We start from the raw sequence: 20,729 nt of genomic DNA, 5'->3' as shown, positions 1-20,729 counted from the left end.
TTCGCACTTCGTGTCGATCAACGAGTGATGGGCCACTTCACGCGTATGAGTGGCCGTTGTCCGATTCGCCTGCGAGCGGTGTGGCGGATGTGTCAGTCGGGCCGCTGCCACCCCCGCGGCTGGGCGTTCCGCCCGGGCTGGGAGGTAACCTTCCACCCGTGCCCGCACTGTCTGAAGTCCTCTCCGCCCTCGACGCCCTGTGGCCCGCCGAGCGGGCAGAGGCGTGGGACGCCGTCGGCACCGTCTGCGGCGACCCCGAAGCGCCCGTACAGCGCGTGCTCTTCGCCGTCGATCCGGTACAGGAGATCGTCGACGAAGCCGTGAAGATCGGCGCCGATCTGCTCGTCACCCACCACCCGCTCTATCTGCGGGGGACGACGACGGTCGCGGCGTCCACCTTCAAGGGCAGGGCCGTCCACACGCTGATCAAGAACGACATCGCCCTGCACGTCGCGCACACCAATGCCGACACCGCCGATCCCGGCGTCTCCGACGCCCTCGCCGGCGCACTTGATCTGCGCGTGCTGCGCCCCCTGGTGCCGGACGCGAGCGACCCGGCGGGCCGCCGCGGCCTCGGCCGGGTGTGCGAGCTGCCCCACCCGATGACCCTCGCGGAGTTCGCCCGGTACGCCGCCGAGCGGCTGCCGGCCACCGCGCAGGGCATCCGCGCCGCCGGTGACCCGGACCGCACCGTCCGTACGGTCGCGGTGTCCGGCGGCTCCGGCGACAGCCTCTTCGACGACGTGCGCGCGGCGGGCGTGGACGCCTTCCTCACCGCCGATCTGCGCCACCACCCGGCCTCCGAGGCCACCCAGAAGAGCCCGCTCGGGCTGCTGGACGCCGCGCACTGGGCCACCGAGTGGCCGTGGTGCGAGCAGGCGGCCGCGCAGCTCGACGAGATCTCCGACCGGCACGGCTGGGACCTGCGCACGCACGTCTCCCGTACGGTCACCGACCCCTGGACCGCCCACGCGGCGTCCTCCACGACCCCCGATTCACCAGGAGCCCCCAACTGAACGCCGCGCCCGCAGACCAGATCCGCCTTCTGAACGTCCAGTCCCTGGACCTCCGGCTCACCCAGCTGGCGCACAAGCGCAACAACCTCCCCGAGCTGGCCGAGCTCCAGACCCTGGAGGCCGACCTCATCCAGCAGCGCGACCTGCTCGTCGCCGCGCAGACCGAGGAGAGCGACACCGCCCGCGAGCAGACCAAGGCCGAGCAGGACGTGGACCAGGTGCGCCAGCGCGCCGCCCGCGACCAGCAGCGGCTGGACTCCGGCGCGATCACCTCACCCAAGGACCTGGAGAACCTCCAGCGCGAGATCGCCTCGCTCGCCAAGCGCCAGGGCGACCTGGAGGAGGTCGTCCTGGAGGTCATGGAGCGTCGTGAGTCCGCGCAGGAGCGCGTCACCGAGCTGACCGAGCGGGTGGAGGCCATCCAGGCCAAGGTCGCCGACGCGGTCGGCCGCCGGGACGCCGCCTTCGCCGAGATCGACGACGAGGCCGGCACGGTCACCAAGGAGCGCGAGCTGACCGCCGCCGACATCCCCGCCGACCTGCTCAAGCTGTACGACCGGCTGCGCGCGAAGCAGGGCGGCGTCGGTGCGGCCCGGCTCTTCCAGCGCCGCTGCGAGGGCTGCCGCCTGGAGCTGGACATCACCGAGCTGAACGACGTGCGGGCCGCCGCGCCCGACCAGGTCGTGCGCTGCGAGAACTGCAGCCGCATCCTGGTCCGTACGCCGGACTCGGGCCTGTAAGCCCGATGCCGCGGACGTTCATCGTCGAGGCGGACGGCGGGTCGCGGGGCAATCCCGGGCCCGCCGGGTACGGCGCCGTCGTCATCGACTCCGAGACCGGCGAGACGCTGGCCGAGGCCGCCGAGTACCTCGGTACGGCCACGAACAACGTCGCCGAGTACCGGGGCCTGGTGGCCGGGCTGCGGGCCGCCCACGCGCTCGACCCGGAGGCGGAGATCAGAGTCCGGATGGACTCCAAGCTCGTCGTCGAGCAGATGTCCGGGCGCTGGAAGATCAAGCACCCGGACATGCAGCCGCTCGCGGCCACCGCCAAGGCGGTCTTCCCGCCCGACCGGGTCACGTACGAGTGGATCCCCCGCGCGCAGAACAAGCACGCCGACCGGCTCGCCAACGAGGCGATGGACGCGGGCGCGGCGGGCCGCCAGTGGGAGCCGGGCGCGTCCCGCGCGGCGCTGGCGGCGGGCTCGCGGGAGCCTTCGGGGGCGACGGCTTCGGGGACGACGGCTTCGGTGGCAGCGGAGTCGCAGGGCGCCGGTGCGACTGCCATCACCGCCACGCCGCCGTCCGGTTGGGCCGCGCCCGCCGACCTCGGTGCGCCGACCACCTTCGTACTGCTGCGGCACGGCGAGACCGCGCTGACCCCGGAGAAGCGGTTCTCCGGGAGCGGCGGCTCGGACCCCGAACTCTCCGAAGCGGGGCGCCTGCAGGCCCGTGAGGCCGCCGCCGCGCTCGCCGTACGGGGCACGGTCCAGGCGATCGTCAGCTCCCCGCTGCGGCGCTGCCGGGAGACCGCCGGGACGATCGCGGCCCGGCTCGGCCTGGACGTCCGCATCGAGGACGGGCTGCGCGAGACGGACTTCGGCGCGTGGGAGGGCCTGACCTTCTCCGAGGTGCGCGAGCGCTACCCGGACGACCTGAACGCCTGGCTCGCCTCCGCCAAGGCCGAACCGACCGGCGGGGGCGAGTCGTTCGCCGCCGTCGCGCGCCGGGTCGCGCAGACGCGGGACCGGCTCCAGACGCGGTACGCCGGGAAAACGGTCCTGCTGGTCACCCACGTGACCCCGGTCAAGACCCTGGTCCGGCTGGCGCTGGGCGCCCCGCCGGAGTCCCTGTTCCGCATGGAACTCTCCGCGGCCTCGCTCTCGGCGATCGCGTACTACGCGGACGGCAACGCGTCGCTGCGGCTGCTGAACGACACGTCGCACCTGCGGTAGGCGGCGCAGCCGCCAGGGGCGCGGGGAACTGCGCGACCAGCCACGATGGCGTTGCACTCGGCCACTGACAGGGCCCCCACGGCGGGATGATCCCGTCACCCGGCCGCGCCACCGCGGTGGTTGCTCGCGCAGTTCCCCGCGCCCCTTCAGGGCGCCGTGCCGTCAGGCCAGTGCGGCCGCATCGCGGGCCAGCTGCGAGACCCGGTCCCAGTCCTTCGCGCGGAGCGCCTCGGCCGGGAGCATCCACGTGCCGCCCACGCAGGCCACATTCGGCAGCGCCAGGTACGACGAGGCCTTCTCCTCCGTGATGCCGCCCGTCGGGCAGAAGCGGGCCTGGGGGAGGGGAGAGGCCAGCGACTTCAGGTACGCCGTGCCGCCGGCCGCCTCCGCGGGGAAGAACTTCATCTCCGTGACGCCCTCGCCCAGCAGCGTCACGACCTCCGACGTCGTCGAGACGCCGGGCAGGAACGGTACGCCGGAGTCCTTCATCGCGCTCAGCAGCGGCGCCGACCACCCCGGGCTCACCAGGAAGCGGGCGCCCGCGGCGACCGTCTCGTGGACCTGCGCGGGCGTGATCACCGTGCCCGCGCCGACCATCGCGTCCGGCACCTCGGCAGCGATCGCCCGGATCGAGTCCAGCGCCGCCGGGGTACGCAGCGTCACCTCGATCGCGGGCAGGCCACCCGCGACGAGCGCGCGGGCGAGCGGTACGGCGTCGGCCGCGTCCTCCAGGACGACGACGGGAATCACGGGGGCCAGCCCGAGGACGGAGCCCTCGGGGGAAGCGGCAGCGGAGGCAGAGGCAGCACTAGTCACGCGTTCATAGTGCGCCTCGGCCGCATTCTTCGCAACGAGCGTTGCGCATGCTGCAATAACTCGAATATGGGTATGCGGAGACCGTATTTCGGAGGACGGTCAGAGTTCGGTGACGATCACGTCCAGGGCCCACGGCTTGCCGGCCTTGGCCGGGGCCTGCGCCTCGACCGTGTAACCCAGCTCATCGAGCGTCTCCACGAGCTCCGCGGGACCGGCCGGTTCCAGCCCCGCCGAGAGCAGGTCCCGGACCAGCCGCCCCTTCGTCGCCTTGTTGAAGTGGCTGACGACGGACCGCTTCTCGACGCCGTTCACGATCTTCGACTGGAGCACGCGCACGGTCGCGGTCCGCCCCGCGACCTCGCCTTTCGGCTTCCAGGCAGTGGCATACGCGGCCGAGCGCAGGTCCAGTACGAGCCCCTCCCCGGCCGCCTCCGGCATGGTCTCCGCCATCGGCCCGCGCCAGTACGCGCCGAGCGCGCCCAGGGCCGGCAGCTTCACGCCCATGGAGCAGCGGTACGAAGGGATCCGGTCGGCGATGCCCACCGCGCCCCACAGCCCGGAGAAGACGAGCAGCGACCGCTCGGCGAGCGCGCGCGCCTTCGTGTCCAGCGTGGCCAGGTCCAGCGCGTCGTACAGGACGCCGGTGTAGATCTCCCCGGCCGGGCGCGCACCGGCCGTCCGCAGCGCCGCGTTCTTCGCGACCTCGCCCTTCAGGCCCTCGCTCAGGCCGAGTACCTCCTGCGCCTTGCCCGCATCGGCCGCGCACAGCTCGACGAGCTCCGTCAGTACGGTCTCGCGCGCGGCCGTGAGGCCCGGCAGCGACAGCGCGGCCACGTCCAGCGGGTCCCCGGCCTGGCCTGCGGCCTTCCCTTCGGACGGCGGCAGCAGAACGAGCACGGCGGTCTCCTCAATGGTCGTAGCGGTAGGGGGTGCGGCCCCGGTGAACCCTATCCGCCGCGCGTACGTGCCCGGCCGCCCCGCCGGGAGTAGCGTCGGCTCACGACGCCATTCCTGCGACGCCGTTCCTGAGACCGGGAGAGCGCACCATGCAGAAGATCACGACGTGTCTGTGGTTCGACAACCAGGCCGAGGAGGCGGTGAACCACTACCTCTCCGTCTTCGACAGCGGCAGCATCCTGGACCTGCAGCGGTACGGAGCGAGCGGCCCGGGCCCCGAGGGCTCGGTCATGGTCATCCGCTTCGAGATCGCCGGGCAGGAACTGCTCGCGCTGAACGGCGGCCCGGCCTTCACCTTCTCCGAAGCGGTCTCGCTCTCGGTCGACTGCGCGACGCAGGAGGAGGTCGACGAGCTCTGGGCCCGGCTGACCGAGGGCGGCGAGGAGAGCCAGTGCGGCTGGCTCAAGGACAAGTACGGCCTGTCCTGGCAGATCGTGCCGCGGGCGCTCCCCGAACTGCTGGGCGGCCCCGACGCCGAGGGCGCGCAGCGGGTCATGCAGGCCATGATGGGGATGAAGAAGATCGACGTCGCCCGCCTGGAGGCCGCGTACAAGGGCTGACGGGCGGCCCGGCTTCCTTTCTGCGGGGGCCACGCCGCCCCGCTCCACCAGGCCGGTACCGTCCCGCCGCCCTAACCTCGAACCATGCCCCGTCGCCCGATGCGAGTGACCGACAAGGACGAGGCCCTGCTGTGCGGTGCGCTGCAGGAGCTGCGGACGCGGCTGGACGTCCCGGCCGACTTTCCGGCCGGGGTGCGCGAGGAGGCGGCGCGCGTGGCGCGCGGCCCCCGTATGCCGGCCGAGGACGCCACCGACCTGCCGCTCTTCACGATCCACCCGCCCGGTTCCACCGACCTCGACCAGGCGATGTACCTTGCGCGCCGCGCGCCCGGGGGCTTCCGCGTGTACTACGCCATCGCCGACGTGGGCGCGTTCGTCACCCCGGGGAGCGCGCTGGACAACGAGGCGCACCGCCGCGTGCAGACCCTGTACTTCCCCGACGGGCGCGTCCCCCTGCACCCGCCCGTCCTCAGCGAGGGCGCCGCCAGCCTGCTTCCGGACCAGGACCGGCCCGCCGTCCTCTGGCGGCTGGACCTCGACGAGTACGGGGCGCTGGTCGCCACCGACGTCCGCCGCGCCGTCGTCCGCTCCCGGGCCCGGCTCGACTACGAAGGCGTGCAGCGCGCTATTGAGAGCGGCACCGCCGAGGAGCCGCTCTCCCTCCTCCGCGACATCGGACAGCTCCGCGAGGAGCGCGAACGGGCCCGCGGCGGCATCTCGCTGAACGTCCCCGAACAGGAGATCGTGCTGCGCGACGGCCGGTACCACCTCGCCTACCGTGCCCCGCTGCCCGCCGACGGCTGGAACGCACAGCTCTCACTGCTCACCGGCATGGCGGCGGCCGACCTGATGCTCGGCTCCGGCACCGGCATCCTGCGCACCCTCCCCGCCGCACCGGACGGCGCGGTCGGCCGACTGCGCCGTACCGCCCGCGCGCTGGGCGTCGACTGGCCGCACCACACCTCGTACGCGGAGCTGATCCGCGGCCTCGACCCGCACCGGAGCACGCACGCCGCGTTCCTCCAGGAGTGCACCGCCCTGCTCCGCGGCGCGGGCTACACGGTCTTCGACGGCACCCCGCCCGACTCCGCACACGCCCTGCACTCCGCGGTCGCCGCGCCGTACGCGCACGCCACCGCGCCGCTGCGGCGCCTGGTGGACCGCTACGTAGGCGAGCTGTGCCTGGCAGCGGCGGCGGGGCAGCCGGTACCGGAGTGGGTGCGGGCGGCGCTGTCCGCGCTGCCGGACGAGATGGCGGCGGGCGGGCGGCGCGCCAACCGGGTCGAGCGGGAGTGCGTCGACCTGGTCGAGGCGGCCGTCCTGCACGACCGGATCGGCGAGCTCTTCGACGGCTACGTCGTCGACGTCCATGAGGAGCGGCCCCGCCAGGGCACCGTCCACCTCTGCGCCCCGGCCGTCATCGGCCGCGTGGACGCCACCCCCGAGGCCCCACCGCTGCCCCTCGGCCACCCACTACGGGTCCGCCTCACGGCTGCCTACCCGGGGCGCGAGGCGGTCCGCTTCGTACCGGCCTGAGCGCCCGGCACCTCACGGGGCGGCCGGCTCCGGTTCGGCTGCGCCCGCCTCCCGCGTGGCCTCGACCGCTTCCCGCGCGGCCTCGACCGCCTCCCGCAGTGCCGTCACCGCCGCCCGCGAGTCGTCCGCGTGGAAGCGGACCGTGCGCACCTCCTCGGGCCTTCCCAGGAACCGCCGTACGACCGTGACCGGCGCGGACAGTTCCAGCGTCACGGAGGTCTGTCCGGCGACGGCCGACTCCAGGACGCCAGCGGGCGGCTTGCCCGTCGGGAAGCGGAGGTCGCGCCGCACGGTGGCGATCAGCTCCACGGGGACCGTGGCGTCGAGCCGGGCGCCGTGACGTATGCGCAGCCCCTCGGGGCCCAGCAGATGCGGCCGGGTGACCGCGGCGGTGTGCATCCCGACGGCCATCAGCACCGTGTAGACGTCCAGCACCAGCACGATCCAGTGGAGGGCGGGATAGTCGGCGAGCAGGAAGGAAGCGCCGATGGTCTCGACGAGGCACACGAAGGCGAAGCCGAGCATCAGAGGGGCCTGCGCCCGTGCGTACCTGAAGGCGCGCACACCGGGCGCCCTCGTACCCACGCCGTCCTGCCGACGCACCACCCACATCCCCAGGCTCGCCAGCCACCGCCCCTCGTGCGCGAGCAGCAGGCGCAGCGCCCGCCACCGGCTCATCCCGCACGCTCCACGAAGAGGCGGATCGCCTGCCGGAAGGCCGCGGCCTGGGCGGGCGCGAAGGACGCGTAGAAGGCGTCGAGCAGGGCCTGCGCCCCCGCCGGGTCCCCGGGTCTGGCATCCTCCTCGGCCAGCGCCTCGTGCGCGCCGGCGGCCAGCTCGGCGCTGACCTCGTCCGGCAGGCAGTCGCAGATCTGCTGTGCGGCCTGGGCCACTCTCGGGTCGTCCACCTCGGCCTCCGCCAGCTCGTCGAGCAGCGCGTACACCTCGTACGCGCGGTCCATCGCCCCGGGCTCGTCGAACGCCGTGCCGAGCAACTGCGTCACCTGCCCCGTCGCCGCGCCCACCCCCTCGAACAGCGTCATCAGCTCCCGCTCCCTGGCGGCCATCGTGGGCTCCGGACCCGGGCGGGTGGCGGAGGCGCGGGCCATCCTCGTGAAGAGGTCCGCCAGTTCCTCGGACACCGGGCCCTCTGCGGGCAGTCCGCCGTGCACCTTCGCGCGGTCCAGCAGCGTCCGCAGCCGCGCCCGCCGCTCGCGCAGCTCCGCCTCCTGCCGCGCCAGATCCGCGTCGAGCTCGGCGAGTACCTCCTCCAGGTCCCGCCCGGCGTCCTCGGCCAGTACGTCCCGTACCTCGTCCAGGCCGAGCCCCAGTTCGGTGAGGCGCCGCACCCGGGTCAGCAGCACGGCGTCGCGCAGCGCGTACTCCCGGTAGCCGTTGGCGCGGCGCTCCGGCTCGGGCAGCAGCCCGAGGTGGTGGTAGTGGCGCACGGTCCGGGGGGTGACCCCGGCCAGCGTGGCGAGCTCTCCGATCCTCATGCCGACCAGTAGAAACGTTGACGCTACGACAAGGTCAAGGACGAGCCGCCGCGGCGTGCGGGTACCATGGTCGGCACGGCGGACGAGCCGGCCGGGCGGTCGCGTGGGGGTCTTCGGACCTCCCCGAGGAACGTCCGGGCTCCACAGGGCAGGGTGGTGGGTAACGCCCACCCGGGGTGACCCGCGGGACAGTGCCACAGAAAGCAGACCGCCGGTGCCGCAAGGCGCCGGTAAGGGTGAAACGGTGGTGTAAGAGACCACCAGCCTCCGAGGTGACTCGGAGGGCTAGGTAAACCCCACCTGGAGCAAGGTCAAGAGGGGCCGTCGGCTGACGGCCCTGCGCGGATGATCGAGGGCTGCCCGCCCGAGTCCGCGGGTAGACCGCTGGAGGCTGCCGGCAACGGCAGTCCTAGATGGATGGCCGCCTCCCCGCGGCCCGCAAGGGCCCCGGGAGACAGAACCCGGCGTAGAGGCCGACTCGTCCGCCCCTGACGGCTTCGCCGTCGGTTTTCCGGCTTGGGCTCGGCCCGCGTATTCACTTGCCCGCCGTGCCCAGCGGCTGCCGACGCCTGGCGCATGTGAATAATCTGTGAATGCGCCGTGCGGGATGTAAGGGAAATGGAGGAATTCCGGGGGAGGGCCCGAGGCGGCGGTCCGACCGCTCATTGCTTCCCTTGCACCATGCCGCACCGAGCGAAAAAGGGGGAGGGTGGTGTCGGCCAATCCGGGCCGACACCACCCTCCCCCGAGCGCTGTGCGCTGACAGGCTCAGCCGCGGCAGTCGCCGACTTACTTGCCGAGCTCGCTGTCGAGGTTCTCGAAGGAGTCCGCCGCCTTCTCGAGGTACTGAGCCAGGCCGTCGAGACCCTCGTTGGTCTTCGACATACCCTGCTTGAACTCCTCGAAGTCCTGGCCGAACTTCTTCGAGGCCGACCGGGTGACGAAGCCGTTCTCGAGGAGACCGTCGATGTAGGACTTCAGGTCCTGGAGCTTCTCCTCGATGCGCTCCTTCTCGCGGTTCATCTTCTTCGCGGCGGCCCGCATGTCCTCATATGTGACATCAAGGTCTTTAGCCATGACGCTCCCCATTCCCTCCGTTTGACGACCGCGAGGTCCCCCTCCCGGCATACGCATGGCGCGAACCGGTTACGAGGCACGCGCCGTTGGGCACCTTAGTCGCTCACCGTCACAGGCGCACGTAAGCGCAGTCACGGCGTCCATTAACTCCCCTAAAATCGGGACATTGTTGAGGTATGCCGCAGGTACGCGACGGAGCTTCCGGGACGATATTGTCTCTGTCCTAGAAGGCATTTCGAGGAGGAGCTAAGTGCGTTTGAAGCTGACTGTCGTCGACCCCTATGCGAACGCCAGCAAAGACCTCGTCCTCGATGCCGACCCGGAGACCCGTATCGACGCCGTGGCCCGGGAGTTGGCGGCCCGGGTGCGGGGCGGCGTCGGCTCGTACGCAGGGCAGGCGGGTCCCGTGCTCTACGTCGACAACCACCACGTGGACCCCGCCCACACCGTCACGACCTCCCCGCTGCGCGACGGCGCGGTGGTGAGCCTGGACGACCCCTCCGGCACGCTGCCCGGTGAGCAGCCCGGCGTCATCGAACTCCGGGTGGCCGGCGGGCCCGACGCCGGCGCCGTGTACCGGCTCGGCATCGGCCGGTACGACATAGGTTCCAGCCCGAACTGCCAAGTGTTCGTCAACGACCCGGAATTGCCGCAGCGCGCGCTGACGCTCTACGTGGTCTCCGCGGACGACCTTCGGCTGACCGTGCACGGCAACAGACAGAACGCCGAGGCGCCGGGACAGCAGCCGGGCGGGCAGCCCGGCCGGCCGGGCGCGGCACCCGGCGGCGAGGAGTCCAAGCCCGACGAGGTGCGCGTCGACGGCAAGCCCTTCGAAGGCCAGCAGCTGCACGTCGGCTCCCAGCTCGCCATCGGCAACACCCTGCTCGACGTGGCGCATTACACACCCCCGGACGCGGCCCTGAAGTGGTCCGACGACGGCTCCGCGCACGACTACAACCGCCCGCCGCGGCTGCGCCCCCCGGAGCGCACCACCAGATTCCGCCTGCCCTCGCCTCCGAAGGAGTACGAGGCCCGGCCGCTGCCCTGGCTGATGGCCCTGTCCCCGCTCGCCATGGCCGTCACCATGGCGTTGGTGATGGGCCGCATGACGTACCTGCTGATCGCGGTCTTCAGCCCCGTGATCATGCTCGCCAACTACTTCTGGGACAAGAAGCACGGCCGCAAGTCCCACGCCAAGCAGGTCGAGGAGTACCAGGAGCACAAGGCCCGGATCGAGCGCGACGCACAGGAAGCGCTGGTCCTGGAGCGCGGCGACCGCCAGCTCGACCACCCGGACCCCGGCACCATCTGGGCCAACGCCACCGGCCCCCGCACCCGTCTGTGGGAGCGCCGCCGCAGCGACGCCGACCACCTGCTGCTGCGGGTGGGCACCGGCCGGCTGCCCTCCGCCGTCGTCCTCGACGACCCCGAGCAGGACGACCACCGCCGCCAGGTCACCTGGGACATCGCCGACACCCCCGTCACCCTGCACCTGGGCCAGCTCGGCGTGATCGGCTTCGCGGGCCCCGACGACACCGCCCGCAGCCTGGCGCGCTGGGCGGTCACGCAGGCGGCCGCCCTGCACAGCCCGCTGGACGTGCAGTTCTACGTGCTCACCGAGGCGCACGCGCAGGCAAGCTGGGACTGGGTCCGCTGGCTGCCGCACGCCCGTCCGACGGCGCAGGACGCCAACGTCCTCATCGGTAACGACGCCGAGACCGTCGGCGCCCGGATCGGTGAACTCACCCAGATCCTCGAGGCCCGGCAGAAGGCCGCCCAGGAGAACCGCGGTCAGGCGGGCTTCGCCGACCCCGACATCGTCGTCGTCTGGGACGGCTCGCGCCGGCTGCGCTCGATGCCCGGCGTCGTACGGCTGCTGCAGGAAGGCCCGGCCGTATCGATGTACGCGATCTGCCTGGACGCCGAGGAGCGCTTCCTGCCCGGCGAGTGCAAGGGCATCGTGATCGCGGAGCCGCGCAACGACCGGCACGCCCGGCACGAGCGGCAGGCCGGCGGCGGCGCGAGCGACGCTTTCCAGGTGCTGCAGCGGGCCCACGAGGAGGAGCAGCGGAAGAAGGCCGCGGCCGAGGGCGGCAAGCGCCGCAAGGGCAAGCGGAAGAAGTCGGCCGCGCCCGCCAACCCGGCGCTGACCAACACCGCCGCCGTGATGCTCTCCCTCGACAACCAGAGCGGCGCCCCCGCCCCGGCGGCGCCGGCTGTCGTGGAGCAGTATGACCCCAACGTGCTGCGGCTGCGCGTGCAGCAGGAGGGCGCGGCGAAGATCCTGGGCGTACGGCCCGACTTCGTCTCGCCGGCCTGGTGCTCCCGGGTGGCCCGCGCGCTCGCCCCGCTGCGCGACATCAGCGGCGAGGCGACGGACAGCGCGCTGCCGGACTCCAGCCGGCTCCTCGACGTCATCGGGATGGAGCCGCCCACGGCCGGCGCGGTGGTCGCCCGCTGGCAGAGCGGCGGACAGTCCACGCTGGCGATGGTCGGTGAGTCGTACGACGGGCCGTTCGGCATCGACATCCGCAAGGACGGGCCGCACGGCCTCATCGCGGGTACCACCGGCTCCGGTAAGTCCGAGCTGCTGCAGACGATCGTCGCGGCGCTGGCGGTGGCGAACACGCCGGAGAACATGACCTTCGTGCTCGTCGACTACAAGGGCGGCAGCGCGTTCAAGGACTGCGTCAACCTGCCGCACACCGTCGGCATGGTCACCGACCTCGACGCCCACCTCGTCGAGCGCGCCCTGGAGTCGCTCGGCGCCGAGCTGCACCGCCGCGAGCACATGCTCGCCCAGGTCGGCGCGAAGGACATCGAGGACTACCAGGACCTGGTGCGCCGTAACCCGGGGATGGCACCGCTGCCCCGGCTGCTGCTGGTCATCGACGAGTTCGCGTCCATGGTCCGCGACCTGCCGGACTTCGTCACCGGCCTGGTCAACATCGCCCAGCGAGGCCGTTCCCTCGGCATCCACCTGATGCTGGCGACCCAGCGGCCGTCCGGTGTGGTCTCGCCGGAGATCCGTGCCAACACCAACCTCCGTATCGCCCTGCGGGTCACCGACGGCGGCGAGTCGACGGACGTCATCGACTCGCCCGAGGCCGGCAACATCTCCAAGAACAACCCGGGCCGCGCCTACGTGCGTACCGGCGCTGCCTCCCTCATCCCCTTCCAGTCCGGCCGCGTCGGCGGCCGCCGCCCCGGCACCGTGGACCCGATGGCCATCGCCCCGTGGACCGGGGAGCTGGACTGGGCCGACCTGGGCCGCGCCGCGCTGGCGAAGCCCGCGGCCGCCAAGAGCGAGGAAGAGGAGATCACCGACCTGAAGGTGCTGGTCGACGCCATTCGCGAGGCCAACGCGCACCTGCAGATCCCGCAGCAGCACAGCCCGTGGCTGCCGGCCCTCGCGGAGACCCTGCTGCCGGAGGACCTGCCGCCGGCCCAGGGCATGGGCGCGCTGCCCCCGGCCCCGTACGGCATCGAGGACCTGCCGTCGAGCCAGTCCCGCCGCGCGGTCGCGGTCGACTTCGCGACCTTCGGCCACCTGCTCATCGCGGGCGCGCCGCGCAGCGGCCGCTCCCAGGCGCTGCGGACGATCGCGGGCTCCCTGGCCCGCAGCCTCTCCTGCGCCGACGTCCACCTGTACGGCATCGACTGCGGCAACGGCGCGCTGAACGCGCTGACCAAGCTGCCGCACTGCGGCGCCGTCGTGGGCCGCAACCAGAGCGAGCGGGCCGTCCGCCTGGTCCGCCGGCTGTCGGCGGAGGCGAGCAAGCGGCAGGAACTCCTTGCCGAGTACGGCTTCGCGGACATCGGCGAGCAGCGCGCCGGGGCGCCGGAGGACCGGCGGCTGCCGCACATCGTGCTGCTCCTCGACCGCTGGGAGGGCTGGATGTCCTCCCTGGGCGAGCTGGAGCACGGTGAGCTGACCGACGAGCTGCTGACCCTGATGCGCGAGGGCGCGAGCGTCGGCATCCACCTGGTGATCACGGGCGACCGGCAGCTGCTGACCGGCCGGATCGCCTCGCTGACGGAGGACAAGCTCGGCCTGCGCCTGGCGGACCGTACCGACTTCTCGATGCTGGGCATCAACAGCCGCAAGGTGCCGGACGAGATTCCGCCGGGCCGCGCGTTCCGCAACGAGATGGGTACGGAGATCCAGTTCGCGCTGCTGAGCGAGGACGCCACCGGTCAGGGGCAGAACGCTGCCCTTGCGGCCATCGGAGAGGGGGCGACCCGCCGGGACGCGGCGGTGCCGCGGGCCCTGCGGCCGTTCCGGGTGGACTCGCTGCCCAGCCGCATCACCTTCGACCAGGCGTGGCAGCACATCGACCCGGCGGCGTCCGCCTCGCGGCTGTGGGGCCTGGTGGGCGTCGGCGGCGACGACCTGATGGCCTTCGGCCCGGACCTGGCACAGGGCACGCCGGCCTTCGTGATCGCGGGTCCGGCGAAGTCGGGCCGCTCGACGGTGCTGATGAACCTGGCGCGTACGTTCGTGGGCCGCGGCGCCCGCCTGGTCGTCTGCGCCCCGCGGACCTCCCCGCTGCGTGAACTGAAGGGTCTTCAGGGCGTGGTGGCGGTCTTCACGGGCAGCGACATCGAGGAGGACGAGCTGCAGGAGGCCGTCGCGACGGCCTCCCCGGAGCACCCGATCGTCATCCTGATCGACGACGGCGAACTCCTTGAAGACTGCGACGCGGAGGACGAGTTCAAGCGACTGATCTCGACGGGCTCGGACCGCGGCATCGGCATCGTCATCGCCGGCGACGAGGACGACGTCTGTTCGGGCTTCAGCGGCTGGCAGGTCGACCTGAAGAAGTCCAAGCGCGGCCTGCTGCTGTCCCCGCAGGACACCTCGAGCGGCGAACTGATCGGCGTCCGCCTGAGCCGCAGCACGGTGGGCGGCCCGGTCACCCCGGGCAAGGGCCTGCTGCACCTGGGCAACGGGGAGGCGTTCACGGTGACTGTGCCGGTGGGATAAGCGGCGATGCGAGCGTATTGGCCATGTAAGCGCAAATAGAGGGGGACGCATGGGCGACCACGACCGGCTGGTAGTTGATTACACGCTTCTGGAAGATTCAAAGAAGAATCTGAAGGACATCAGAAGAGTCTTCGAGGGCATCACCGATCACCGCGACGACATCAGTGACATTTGGGGCCACGAACGCATCGCCGAAGAGATGAGGAACTTCGTCAATAACTGGGACAACTATCGGCGCGAACTCGTCGACAACGTCCAGGACTTGGGGAAGCAGGTCGAGACGGCGCTCAAGAGCTTCGAGAAGCAGGACCTCGACCTGAAGAACGCGTCCGAGAAGAAGCACGGGAAAAACGGGGGAAAGTGACCAATGGCCACAGGTAAGGGCAGACGTCGACCGGTCGACTGGCATCCGCTGGCGGAGAAGGACCCGATCCCCGGCGATCCGGAGGACATTCGGGACGAGGTCCGCAAGATGAGGGACACCGCCTCGACCCTCCGCGACCAGGCCCGCATCCTGCGCAAGGCCGCGGACGGTGACGCACTGCAGGGCAAGTACGCCGACAAGATCCGCGAGAAGTCCGGCGACCTGGAAAAGAACTTCCGCGAAACGGCGGGCCGCTACGAACGCGTCGTCGGCGACCTCGGCAATTGGGCCAACGAACTGGAGGGTTTCCAGGAGCGAGCGGACGGGATCCTCAAGGCCGCGAAGAACGCCGATGAGCACCACGCTGCCGAGGTGAAAAAGAAGGAAGCCGAGGCCAAGAAGGACGGCAAGGAGAAGCCGGAGGACTCCGATCCCGACAGTCACCTGGCGTCGTACCACAAGCAGCTGAATGACGTCATCTCCGAACGTGACACCCGCGCCGAGCACTACGCCAACAACATCGGCGATGACATTAAGGATGTCCTCAAGGACAGCGGTTGGGACGACTTCAAGGACTGGGTGCACAACAACGCGGACACGATCGATACTGTCTGTGAAGTCCTGAGTTGGACAGCGACGATCATCGGGGTCATTGCCCTGGTCTTCACGCCGGTCGGGTGGATTGCGACGCTGATCACCGTGGCCACCATCGGTCTTACGGTGGCCGTCGGCGTCGGGCATACGATGCTGGCCCTCTCCGGTGACGGGGCCTGGACGGACGTCGCCATGGACGTCTTCGCGTTGGCCACGTTGGGCCTCGCTCCCATCGCGCTGAGGGGCGTAAAGACCGCAACTCAAACGCTCAAGGCCACCAGCAGGGGTGCGCGCTTCGGCCGGTACACGAACCTGCGCAAGCTGCTCAACAAGAACGTCATGCGTTACGGCCTCAATTCGGAGCGCGGTGCGAAGGCAAGCCAGGCGTTGAAGAATCTGCGCGAGATCGGGGCGAAGGAGACGCGTCCCGCGACGACCCGGATGGGCCGCCTCCTGGGTGGCGACGAGGAGGTCGTCAGCGCGACCAGGTTCGCCAGGCGAATGAAGGCAGAATTCTCCGGAGATGACGCCATTGGCGCGGCAGCCGACTCAGTGCAAAAGGCTGCACGATGGTCCCAAGGGATCTACGGGGCTGCCAGCGGGGTGGATTTCGGAGACAAGCTTGCGGGAATTGCCGTTGGGAAGGATGCCTATGACGACTTCAAGGGATCTGTGGACCAAAAAGTCGGGGATGTTCTGACTCGTGAATCCGGGAGCACTTGGCAACCTGCCCCCGGGGCGAGGTAAGACCGGGTTGACGAGCATCGCACTTGGTGAAATTCGAAGCAGAAGCCTTAGGAGGAATAGATAGTGTCGGTATATACGGGACGAAGCCGAAAAGAATCCAGGGGTGTGAAGCTCCTTGGCGTGTTCGCCGTGGTTCCGGTCCTCTGCGCTGCCTTCCAGGACCTCGGCAGCAAGTATGGCGGTATGGACTGGCTCACCCGCGCCTACACATTCGGGCCTCTCATGCTTGCACCTGTGGGGTTCCTGATCGTGTTCATCATGTACCGGGAACTCACCTTTAACTCGCCGAGGGGCACCTACCTCAATCAGACGATCAGGGTCGTTTGCTACCTGTATCTCTTCCTGACCGCTATCGCGCTCCTCTACAGCTGGCTGGCCGCGATTTCTATGCTCATCTGTCTCTCGATCCTGGTGGCAGGCCCAATTCTGAAAAAGCGAGCGGCCGCGTGACCGAGTCCGACCTCGAGCAGCAGCCACCGGCCGTCGAGCAGATCGCGCCCCACGGCTACAAGCTCATCCTGCCGCCCGGCTGGGTCCGCATCCCTCTGCGCAACGGCACAAAGGAAGCACTCGAGAACGTCCTCTTCTCGCACATGGGGGAAGTGCCGGAGGGCATTCCCCGGGATGATGCGATGCGCTTCCGCCTGGAAATGCGTCGCCAGATCGAGAAGCAGGCCCGTGCGGCCAAGAGAAACGGCGGTCTGGACCTCTACATCCCCGTTCGCCCGCGCGGGGGGATCTTTCTCATGGCCTCATTCATCGTCGCGGAGATGCCGATCGGTCAGGACGGTTCGGCACCGCCGGAGGCGGTACTTGCTCAACTGGCCAGCAGGGACGTCCCCGGTAGAACGGCAGCGAAGGTTGAAGTGGCAGGGGCACCTGCGCTCCGCCGCTTCTACCGATCCGCTCCCGACACGGAAAAGCTGCGCTCGGCCCCCGAAGCCGTACAACAGGCCGCCCTGCCCGCCTGCCGGGTCGAGTACGTGATCCCCGTCGTGGACGATCCGGGGCGCTGGATCAGCATCAACTTCTCCACGCCGGGTGACGGCGACCTCGACAGTGAATTCACCGGCGTGCTGGTCGAGTTGTTCGACGCGGTGGTCGGCACCTTCAGATGGAGTTATGAGTGAGCTGGCTCAACGTCAAGCACGCGATGCACCTGTCTCCTTGGATCCGCATCCCACTCATGTGGCCAGAGCCGGGTCTTGAGGATGTCGAGGAGGCACAGACGCCGGAGGCATGGGCACGCTACTTCGCCGAAGGCCTGTGGGAGGACTTCGCGTCGGAGAAGCCGAAACCGGGCGAAGTCGACCTGCTGGCCGACATCCTGTTGATGTACGCCCTCAGGGCGCCCGCAGCCTTTCCGGACTTCGAGGTCTTCCTCCACCTCCCGCACCCGAGAGAAATCCCGCTTCCGGTGTACGTCGACCTGGTGGAAATCGAGGAGGGTGAAGACCGGGAAACGGCACTCCGTGCGTTGACCCACGCCGATGCGAGCTATGCCGTCGAGCGCCCCATCGTCGACGATTTCGACTCCCCGCATTTGGGAACCGGGTTGCGAGTGCTGCGCTACTACCAGGACGAGGAAAGCAACGAGGTGCACGTCGGCCTCCGTTATGCCTGGCGCTACGAGAAGGGCTCGGAAGCTGCGGACGTCCTGATCATCCTGGCCGATCCCGACGCCGGCCGAATCCTCAAAGCCCTCGACGACGTCGACGAATTCGCCCGCACCGTCCGGATCAGCCCGGACGAGGAAGCGGATGCTTGGTATCCCTCGTAGGGCGAGGACGGCCTGCATGGGTGCCTTCGCACCATAGGCAGGCCGGTGCGGGCAGGGCCCGGGCGCCCAGGTTTCGCCGGGCAAGCATTACTGAACCAGACCATGAGTCACTGACGAAAGACTTCGGGTCGGCGGAGGACATAACGCCGGAGGAAGGGGTCGGTGTTCGACGGTGCAGGAACTCTCCGAGCTGACCGAACTCTTTGACGCCGTCATGACCACCTTCCGCTGGAGCGCAGCATGAGCATTTCGTACGCACTCGGCTTCACCGAAGACCCGGACCCGGAAACGTGGATTGCGGTTCCTATCCTTGAGGGGTGGGGCGCTGGCCGGAGGCGGCGGAAGTGGGCCAAGAAGTGCGCGGAGTTGCGCTGGGGGCTGGAGGACGAGGGCTCTCGTGACACGTCACAGGTGAAGGAGCTGGCGCGCTGGCTCGAGGGTGTCTCCGAGCGGTTCCCCCAGCGGGTGCCCATGCAGCATTTGTTCGCGTACGCTCCGGATCTCGGCCAGGAGCTCTTGCCGTTCTTCTTCTACGCGGTCGAGTCGGAAGGGCCGGTGGAGCCGGTCCTGGACACGCTGGTGCAACGTAACGTGCCCGGAGCCGTGCAGGAGCCGCAGATCGTTGATTTCGCCACCGACAACCTCGGCAAGGGATTTCGCTCAATCCGCCGCTACGTGCACGAGGAGGGCGGAGCTCTCTGCGTGTCGGTCAACTACGGATGGCGCGTCGACTCTCACGGCATCGACCTGTCCATGCGTACCGTCAGCGACAACGTTGGCTGGGTGACCGGGAATATCGACGCGTTCGATGAATTCGCTCGCCGCCTGAAGGTTGTGCACCCGAACGACGTCACCGTTGATTGACCGTGGAAGTGCCGTCGGATAGCGGCAGAGAGACAGTATGAGACACCGCATGGATCTTCCTGTGCCCCAGGGCTCCAATGCTTCGCAATCTCACGTCGTCGGTGACACTGCCTGGCAGCACCTGGGCACTCGGCGTGCCTGGGTGGTTGACCTTGCGGTGCGTCTGCTGGGTGTTCCTCTTGGGGTTGTGGTTGGGGGTGTTGGCGTTGCCGTCCTGCCTGGGCCGGGGTGGGTTAGTGCGATTTTGATCGTGTTGTTCTTCATCGCTGGGGTCTATGGGGTCTGCCGCCAAGTTTATGGTGTGCGGCGGGCGTTGCGGGTGCGTCGCGTTCTGCGTACTTATTCGTGGCAGGTTTATGAGTGGGGGCTGCCGCACTCGTTCGGGCGGCGGAATTCTGGGCTCGGCGGCCGGCCTTGGTTCAAATTGCCGGATCCGGAGAACCCGGGTTCCTCGGTGCCGGTCTACCTGGATGTGAACCGGCGCAACCGTTGGTGGTTGGAGCGGATGGCTCCGCAGGCCGGGCGGGAGGCCAAGGCGGATATTCAGAGGCTGTGGTTCGCGGGTGATCCGCGGTTTCGTGGGGTTCTTGCGGTGCCGGGTGGTCGCGGGCCGCGGCGCATGCTTGAGGTCCCGGCAGGGGCGGGCTCTCGCTCTCGCGTCGCGCCTCCTGGTAATGCCTCTCCCGAAGCGCTGACGCGGGCCCTCGAGGCGGGGGTTCGGCTGCCGGAGCTTGCCATCCCGGCCGTGGAAGCGGGCCGTGCGCCGGTGGTGCCGGTTGCCGCGCCGCCGGCGGGGCCGGCCTTGGCCTTCCCAGCCACGCGTCGCTCGATGCGGCTACGGCTGTTCCGAGGGGCAGTTCTTCTGGTCGCTGCGCCGATGCCCTTCCTGTGGCTCTTTTCGCTCGGGCCTTGGCACGCGAGTAGCGCCAAGGGGCTCGGCCTCGTGCTGGTCGCCACCGTGATTCCGGCTTTCAAGCGTTTGCGGTCCAGTTTCATCCTGCGTCGTACATTGCGGAGCAGAGGTACGCCCTGGCGGACGTTGGATGTTGAGGTGCGGCACCGTGGGCGTGCGCTGGTGTTGGTCACCGGGAATGAGGCTCTGCGTACGCAGCTTGCTCTTCGTCGGCTACCGGCCGGGCGGGCGCAGGTCTGGTTTGTGGGCGATATTTATGGGCGCGGTGTCGTTTCGCTGCGGGGTGATGGGGTTGTTATGCCTGTGCGGTGTACGGAGCATGGGCGCCCCGTTACGAAGCCGGAAGCCGCGGTGAGTGGAGAGCGGCCGCGTACTCGCCGGTGGGGGCCCGTCGGCTGACCGCGGGTCCGGCACGTCGAGTTTCGGTACAGCCGACCCCACACGTCCACCCCACACGCCCGCCCCACACCCCCACCCGATCTCCTGCACAAAGCCGCCTCCACAACTGCACGAAAAGTGGGGGTGGGGGTGGGGTCAGAGGAGGAAGGGGGTGGTGAGGCCCAGGGCGATCATGCCGGTGCACAGGAGCCAGAAGCTGATGCGGGTGCGGCCGCGTCGGCTGAGTTCGGCGCAGATGGCGCACAGGGCGATCAGGGCCAGGTACGCGGCGACCGTGCGGGCCGAGGTGTGTTCGTCGACGTGTTCGATGAGTGCGCCTATGCCGCCGGCCAGGAAGAGCAGGGAGACGACGAGCTGGGTGAGGCGGGCGTCGCGGGGGCTCGACGGGCGGTGGCGCCGGCGGCGCAGTACCGCGCGGCGCTCCCGCGGCGTGGCGGACTCCATGAGGAGTGCGATGCCCTGGTCATCCAGGTCGTTGTGGGGAGGCATGCGCGGGATCGTACCGAGGGTGGTGGCGATGTGGGATCCGGTACGAAAGGGCTGGTGGAGGGGGGTGGAGGAGGTCGGGGCGGAGTGTGGTGGTCGTGTGATGGGGGTGTGATCGCCCGTCATCGCGGAGGGGTGCAGGAGTCCCCGTCGCGGTCCGGCCGCGCGCCCCGCGCCCGCCGG

Annotated in this window: 18 protein-coding genes and 1 other RNA gene; 13 read left to right on the top strand and 6 right to left on the bottom strand. The window is 70.0% G+C overall.

Annotated features, from left to right (window positions below; translation table 11 throughout):
* The first annotated feature begins 158 nt into the window (after positions 1 to 158).
* Genes IF04_RS0100090 through IF04_RS0100080 form a run of 3 tightly spaced genes read left to right on the top strand, consistent with a single transcriptional unit; the run spans position 159 to position 2,970 of the window.
* Positions 159 to 1,016, top strand: a complete 858-nt coding sequence (locus IF04_RS0100090) for a Nif3-like dinuclear metal center hexameric protein (RefSeq protein ID WP_030248903.1) — start codon at positions 159 to 161, stop codon at positions 1,014 to 1,016.
* Entirely contained in the window at positions 1,013 to 1,756 is a 744-nt protein-coding gene (locus IF04_RS0100085) for a zinc ribbon domain-containing protein (RefSeq protein ID WP_211259760.1), read from the top strand. The genes IF04_RS0100090 and IF04_RS0100085 overlap by 4 nt, the downstream gene beginning before the upstream one ends.
* A 5-nt stretch (positions 1,757 to 1,761) precedes the next feature.
* Complete coding sequence (locus tag IF04_RS0100080; protein ID WP_030248898.1) at positions 1,762 to 2,970, top strand: bifunctional RNase H/acid phosphatase; 1,209 nt, start codon at positions 1,762 to 1,764, stop codon at positions 2,968 to 2,970.
* A gap of 162 nt (positions 2,971 to 3,132) precedes the next feature.
* Here IF04_RS0100080 and IF04_RS0100075 read toward each other — a convergent pair whose 3' ends face one another.
* Positions 3,133 to 3,786 carry a bifunctional 4-hydroxy-2-oxoglutarate aldolase/2-dehydro-3-deoxy-phosphogluconate aldolase gene (locus IF04_RS0100075; RefSeq protein ID WP_030248896.1) on the bottom strand — a complete coding sequence of 218 codons (654 nt, stop codon included), beginning with the start codon at positions 3,784 to 3,786 and terminating at the stop codon, positions 3,133 to 3,135.
* A gap of 99 nt (positions 3,787 to 3,885) precedes the next feature.
* The gene (gene yaaA / locus IF04_RS0100070) at positions 3,886 to 4,683 is read right to left on the bottom strand and encodes a peroxide stress protein YaaA (protein WP_030248893.1); all 798 of its coding nucleotides are present in this window, start codon (positions 4,681 to 4,683) and stop codon (positions 3,886 to 3,888) included.
* Positions 4,684 to 4,832: 149 nt separating this feature from the next.
* On the opposite strand from yaaA, the gene IF04_RS0100065 reads away from it, so the two are divergent.
* Together IF04_RS0100065 and IF04_RS0100060 are read left to right on the top strand one after the other, a co-directional pair.
* Positions 4,833 to 5,303 (top strand): VOC family protein, encoded by a 471-nt coding sequence (locus IF04_RS0100065; protein ID WP_030248890.1) that lies wholly within the window; start codon positions 4,833 to 4,835, stop codon positions 5,301 to 5,303.
* 84 nt (positions 5,304 to 5,387) lie between these two features.
* Positions 5,388 to 6,839, top strand: a complete 1,452-nt coding sequence (locus IF04_RS0100060; RefSeq protein WP_030248888.1) for an RNB domain-containing ribonuclease — start codon at positions 5,388 to 5,390, stop codon at positions 6,837 to 6,839.
* 12 nt (positions 6,840 to 6,851) lie between these two features.
* Here the strand turns inward: IF04_RS0100060 and IF04_RS0100055 are convergent, their stop codons facing one another.
* Both IF04_RS0100055 and IF04_RS0100050 read right to left on the bottom strand, forming a co-directional pair.
* Complete coding sequence (locus tag IF04_RS0100055) at positions 6,852 to 7,517, bottom strand: hypothetical protein (protein WP_030248885.1); 666 nt, start codon at positions 7,515 to 7,517, stop codon at positions 6,852 to 6,854.
* Entirely contained in the window at positions 7,514 to 8,335 is an 822-nt protein-coding gene (locus IF04_RS0100050; protein ID WP_030248883.1) for a MerR family transcriptional regulator, read from the bottom strand. Before IF04_RS0100050 ends, IF04_RS0100055 begins: the two co-directional genes overlap by 4 nt.
* 83 nt (positions 8,336 to 8,418) lie before the next feature.
* Here IF04_RS0100050 and rnpB point away from each other — a divergent pair.
* Positions 8,419 to 8,820: RNase P RNA component class A (rnpB, locus tag IF04_RS36435), an RNA gene on the top strand.
* Between the two features lie 304 nt (positions 8,821 to 9,124).
* On the opposite strand, the gene IF04_RS0100045 is transcribed toward rnpB, so the two are convergent.
* Positions 9,125 to 9,412, bottom strand: coding sequence for a WXG100 family type VII secretion target (locus IF04_RS0100045; RefSeq protein ID WP_030248879.1), 288 nt, complete (start codon positions 9,410 to 9,412; stop codon positions 9,125 to 9,127).
* A gap of 250 nt (positions 9,413 to 9,662) precedes the next feature.
* Here IF04_RS0100045 and IF04_RS36875 point away from each other — a divergent pair, with 250 nt between their 5' ends.
* The 7 genes from IF04_RS36875 (at position 9,663) to IF04_RS0100010 (ending at position 18,748) form a co-directional block, all read left to right on the top strand.
* Positions 9,663 to 14,399 (top strand): FtsK/SpoIIIE domain-containing protein, encoded by a 4,737-nt coding sequence (locus tag IF04_RS36875; RefSeq protein WP_030248876.1) that lies wholly within the window; start codon positions 9,663 to 9,665, stop codon positions 14,397 to 14,399.
* Positions 14,400 to 14,448: 49 nt separating this feature from the next.
* Positions 14,449 to 14,763 carry a hypothetical protein gene (locus IF04_RS0100035; protein WP_030248874.1) on the top strand — a complete coding sequence of 105 codons (315 nt, stop codon included), beginning with the start codon at positions 14,449 to 14,451 and terminating at the stop codon, positions 14,761 to 14,763.
* A gap of 3 nt (positions 14,764 to 14,766) precedes the next feature.
* Positions 14,767 to 16,104: a putative T7SS-secreted protein gene (locus IF04_RS36405; protein ID WP_051830504.1), complete on the top strand. Its 1,338-nt coding sequence runs from the start codon at positions 14,767 to 14,769 to the stop codon at positions 16,102 to 16,104.
* 105 nt (positions 16,105 to 16,209) lie between these two features.
* Positions 16,210 to 16,554, top strand: coding sequence for a hypothetical protein (locus tag IF04_RS0100025; protein ID WP_030248868.1), 345 nt, complete (start codon positions 16,210 to 16,212; stop codon positions 16,552 to 16,554).
* Positions 16,551 to 17,234 (top strand): hypothetical protein, encoded by a 684-nt coding sequence (locus IF04_RS0100020; RefSeq protein ID WP_051830501.1) that lies wholly within the window; start codon positions 16,551 to 16,553, stop codon positions 17,232 to 17,234. Before IF04_RS0100025 ends, IF04_RS0100020 begins: the two co-directional genes overlap by 4 nt.
* Positions 17,231 to 17,884, top strand: a complete 654-nt coding sequence (locus IF04_RS0100015; RefSeq protein WP_051830498.1) for a hypothetical protein — start codon at positions 17,231 to 17,233, stop codon at positions 17,882 to 17,884. The genes IF04_RS0100020 and IF04_RS0100015 overlap by 4 nt, the downstream gene beginning before the upstream one ends.
* Before the next feature lie 240 nt (positions 17,885 to 18,124).
* Positions 18,125 to 18,748, top strand: a complete 624-nt coding sequence (locus IF04_RS0100010; protein ID WP_030248860.1) for a hypothetical protein — start codon at positions 18,125 to 18,127, stop codon at positions 18,746 to 18,748.
* Positions 18,749 to 20,195: 1,447 nt separating this feature from the next.
* Here the strand turns inward: IF04_RS0100010 and IF04_RS0100005 are convergent.
* Positions 20,196 to 20,549, bottom strand: a complete 354-nt coding sequence (locus IF04_RS0100005) for a hypothetical protein (protein WP_030248856.1) — start codon at positions 20,547 to 20,549, stop codon at positions 20,196 to 20,198.
* Positions 20,550 to 20,729 lie beyond the last annotated feature (180 nt).

Origin of the sequence: Streptomyces violens (assembly GCF_000717745.1) — a bacterium.
Lineage (GTDB): Bacteria > Actinomycetota > Actinomycetes > Streptomycetales > Streptomycetaceae > Streptomyces > Streptomyces violens.
Note: the sequence above shows the minus strand (reverse complement) of the source record. Positions and strands in the feature narration are given on the sequence as shown.

What these genes read in the sequence shown, in the direction of transcription:
- IF04_RS0100080 (WP_030248898.1), top strand. Translation starts at nt 1,762, where the DNA reads ATGCCGCGGACGTTCATCGTCGAGGCGGACGGCGGGTCGCGGGGCAAT.
- IF04_RS0100065 (WP_030248890.1), top strand. Translation starts at nt 4,833, where the DNA reads ATGCAGAAGATCACGACGTGTCTGTGGTTCGACAACCAGGCCGAGGAG.
- IF04_RS0100060 (WP_030248888.1), top strand. Translation starts at nt 5,388, where the DNA reads ATGCCCCGTCGCCCGATGCGAGTGACCGACAAGGACGAGGCCCTGCTG.
- IF04_RS0100055 (WP_030248885.1), bottom strand. Translation starts at nt 7,517, where the DNA reads ATGAGCCGGTGGCGGGCGCTGCGCCTGCTGCTCGCGCACGAGGGGCGG.
- IF04_RS0100050 (WP_030248883.1), bottom strand. Translation starts at nt 8,335, where the DNA reads ATGAGGATCGGAGAGCTCGCCACGCTGGCCGGGGTCACCCCCCGGACC.
- IF04_RS0100045 (WP_030248879.1), bottom strand. Translation starts at nt 9,412, where the DNA reads ATGGCTAAAGACCTTGATGTCACATATGAGGACATGCGGGCCGCCGCG.
- IF04_RS0100035 (WP_030248874.1), top strand. Translation starts at nt 14,449, where the DNA reads ATGGGCGACCACGACCGGCTGGTAGTTGATTACACGCTTCTGGAAGAT.
- IF04_RS36405 (WP_051830504.1), top strand. Translation starts at nt 14,767, where the DNA reads ATGGCCACAGGTAAGGGCAGACGTCGACCGGTCGACTGGCATCCGCTG.
- IF04_RS0100010 (WP_030248860.1), top strand. Translation starts at nt 18,125, where the DNA reads ATGAGCATTTCGTACGCACTCGGCTTCACCGAAGACCCGGACCCGGAA.
- IF04_RS0100005 (WP_030248856.1), bottom strand. Translation starts at nt 20,549, where the DNA reads ATGCCTCCCCACAACGACCTGGATGACCAGGGCATCGCACTCCTCATG.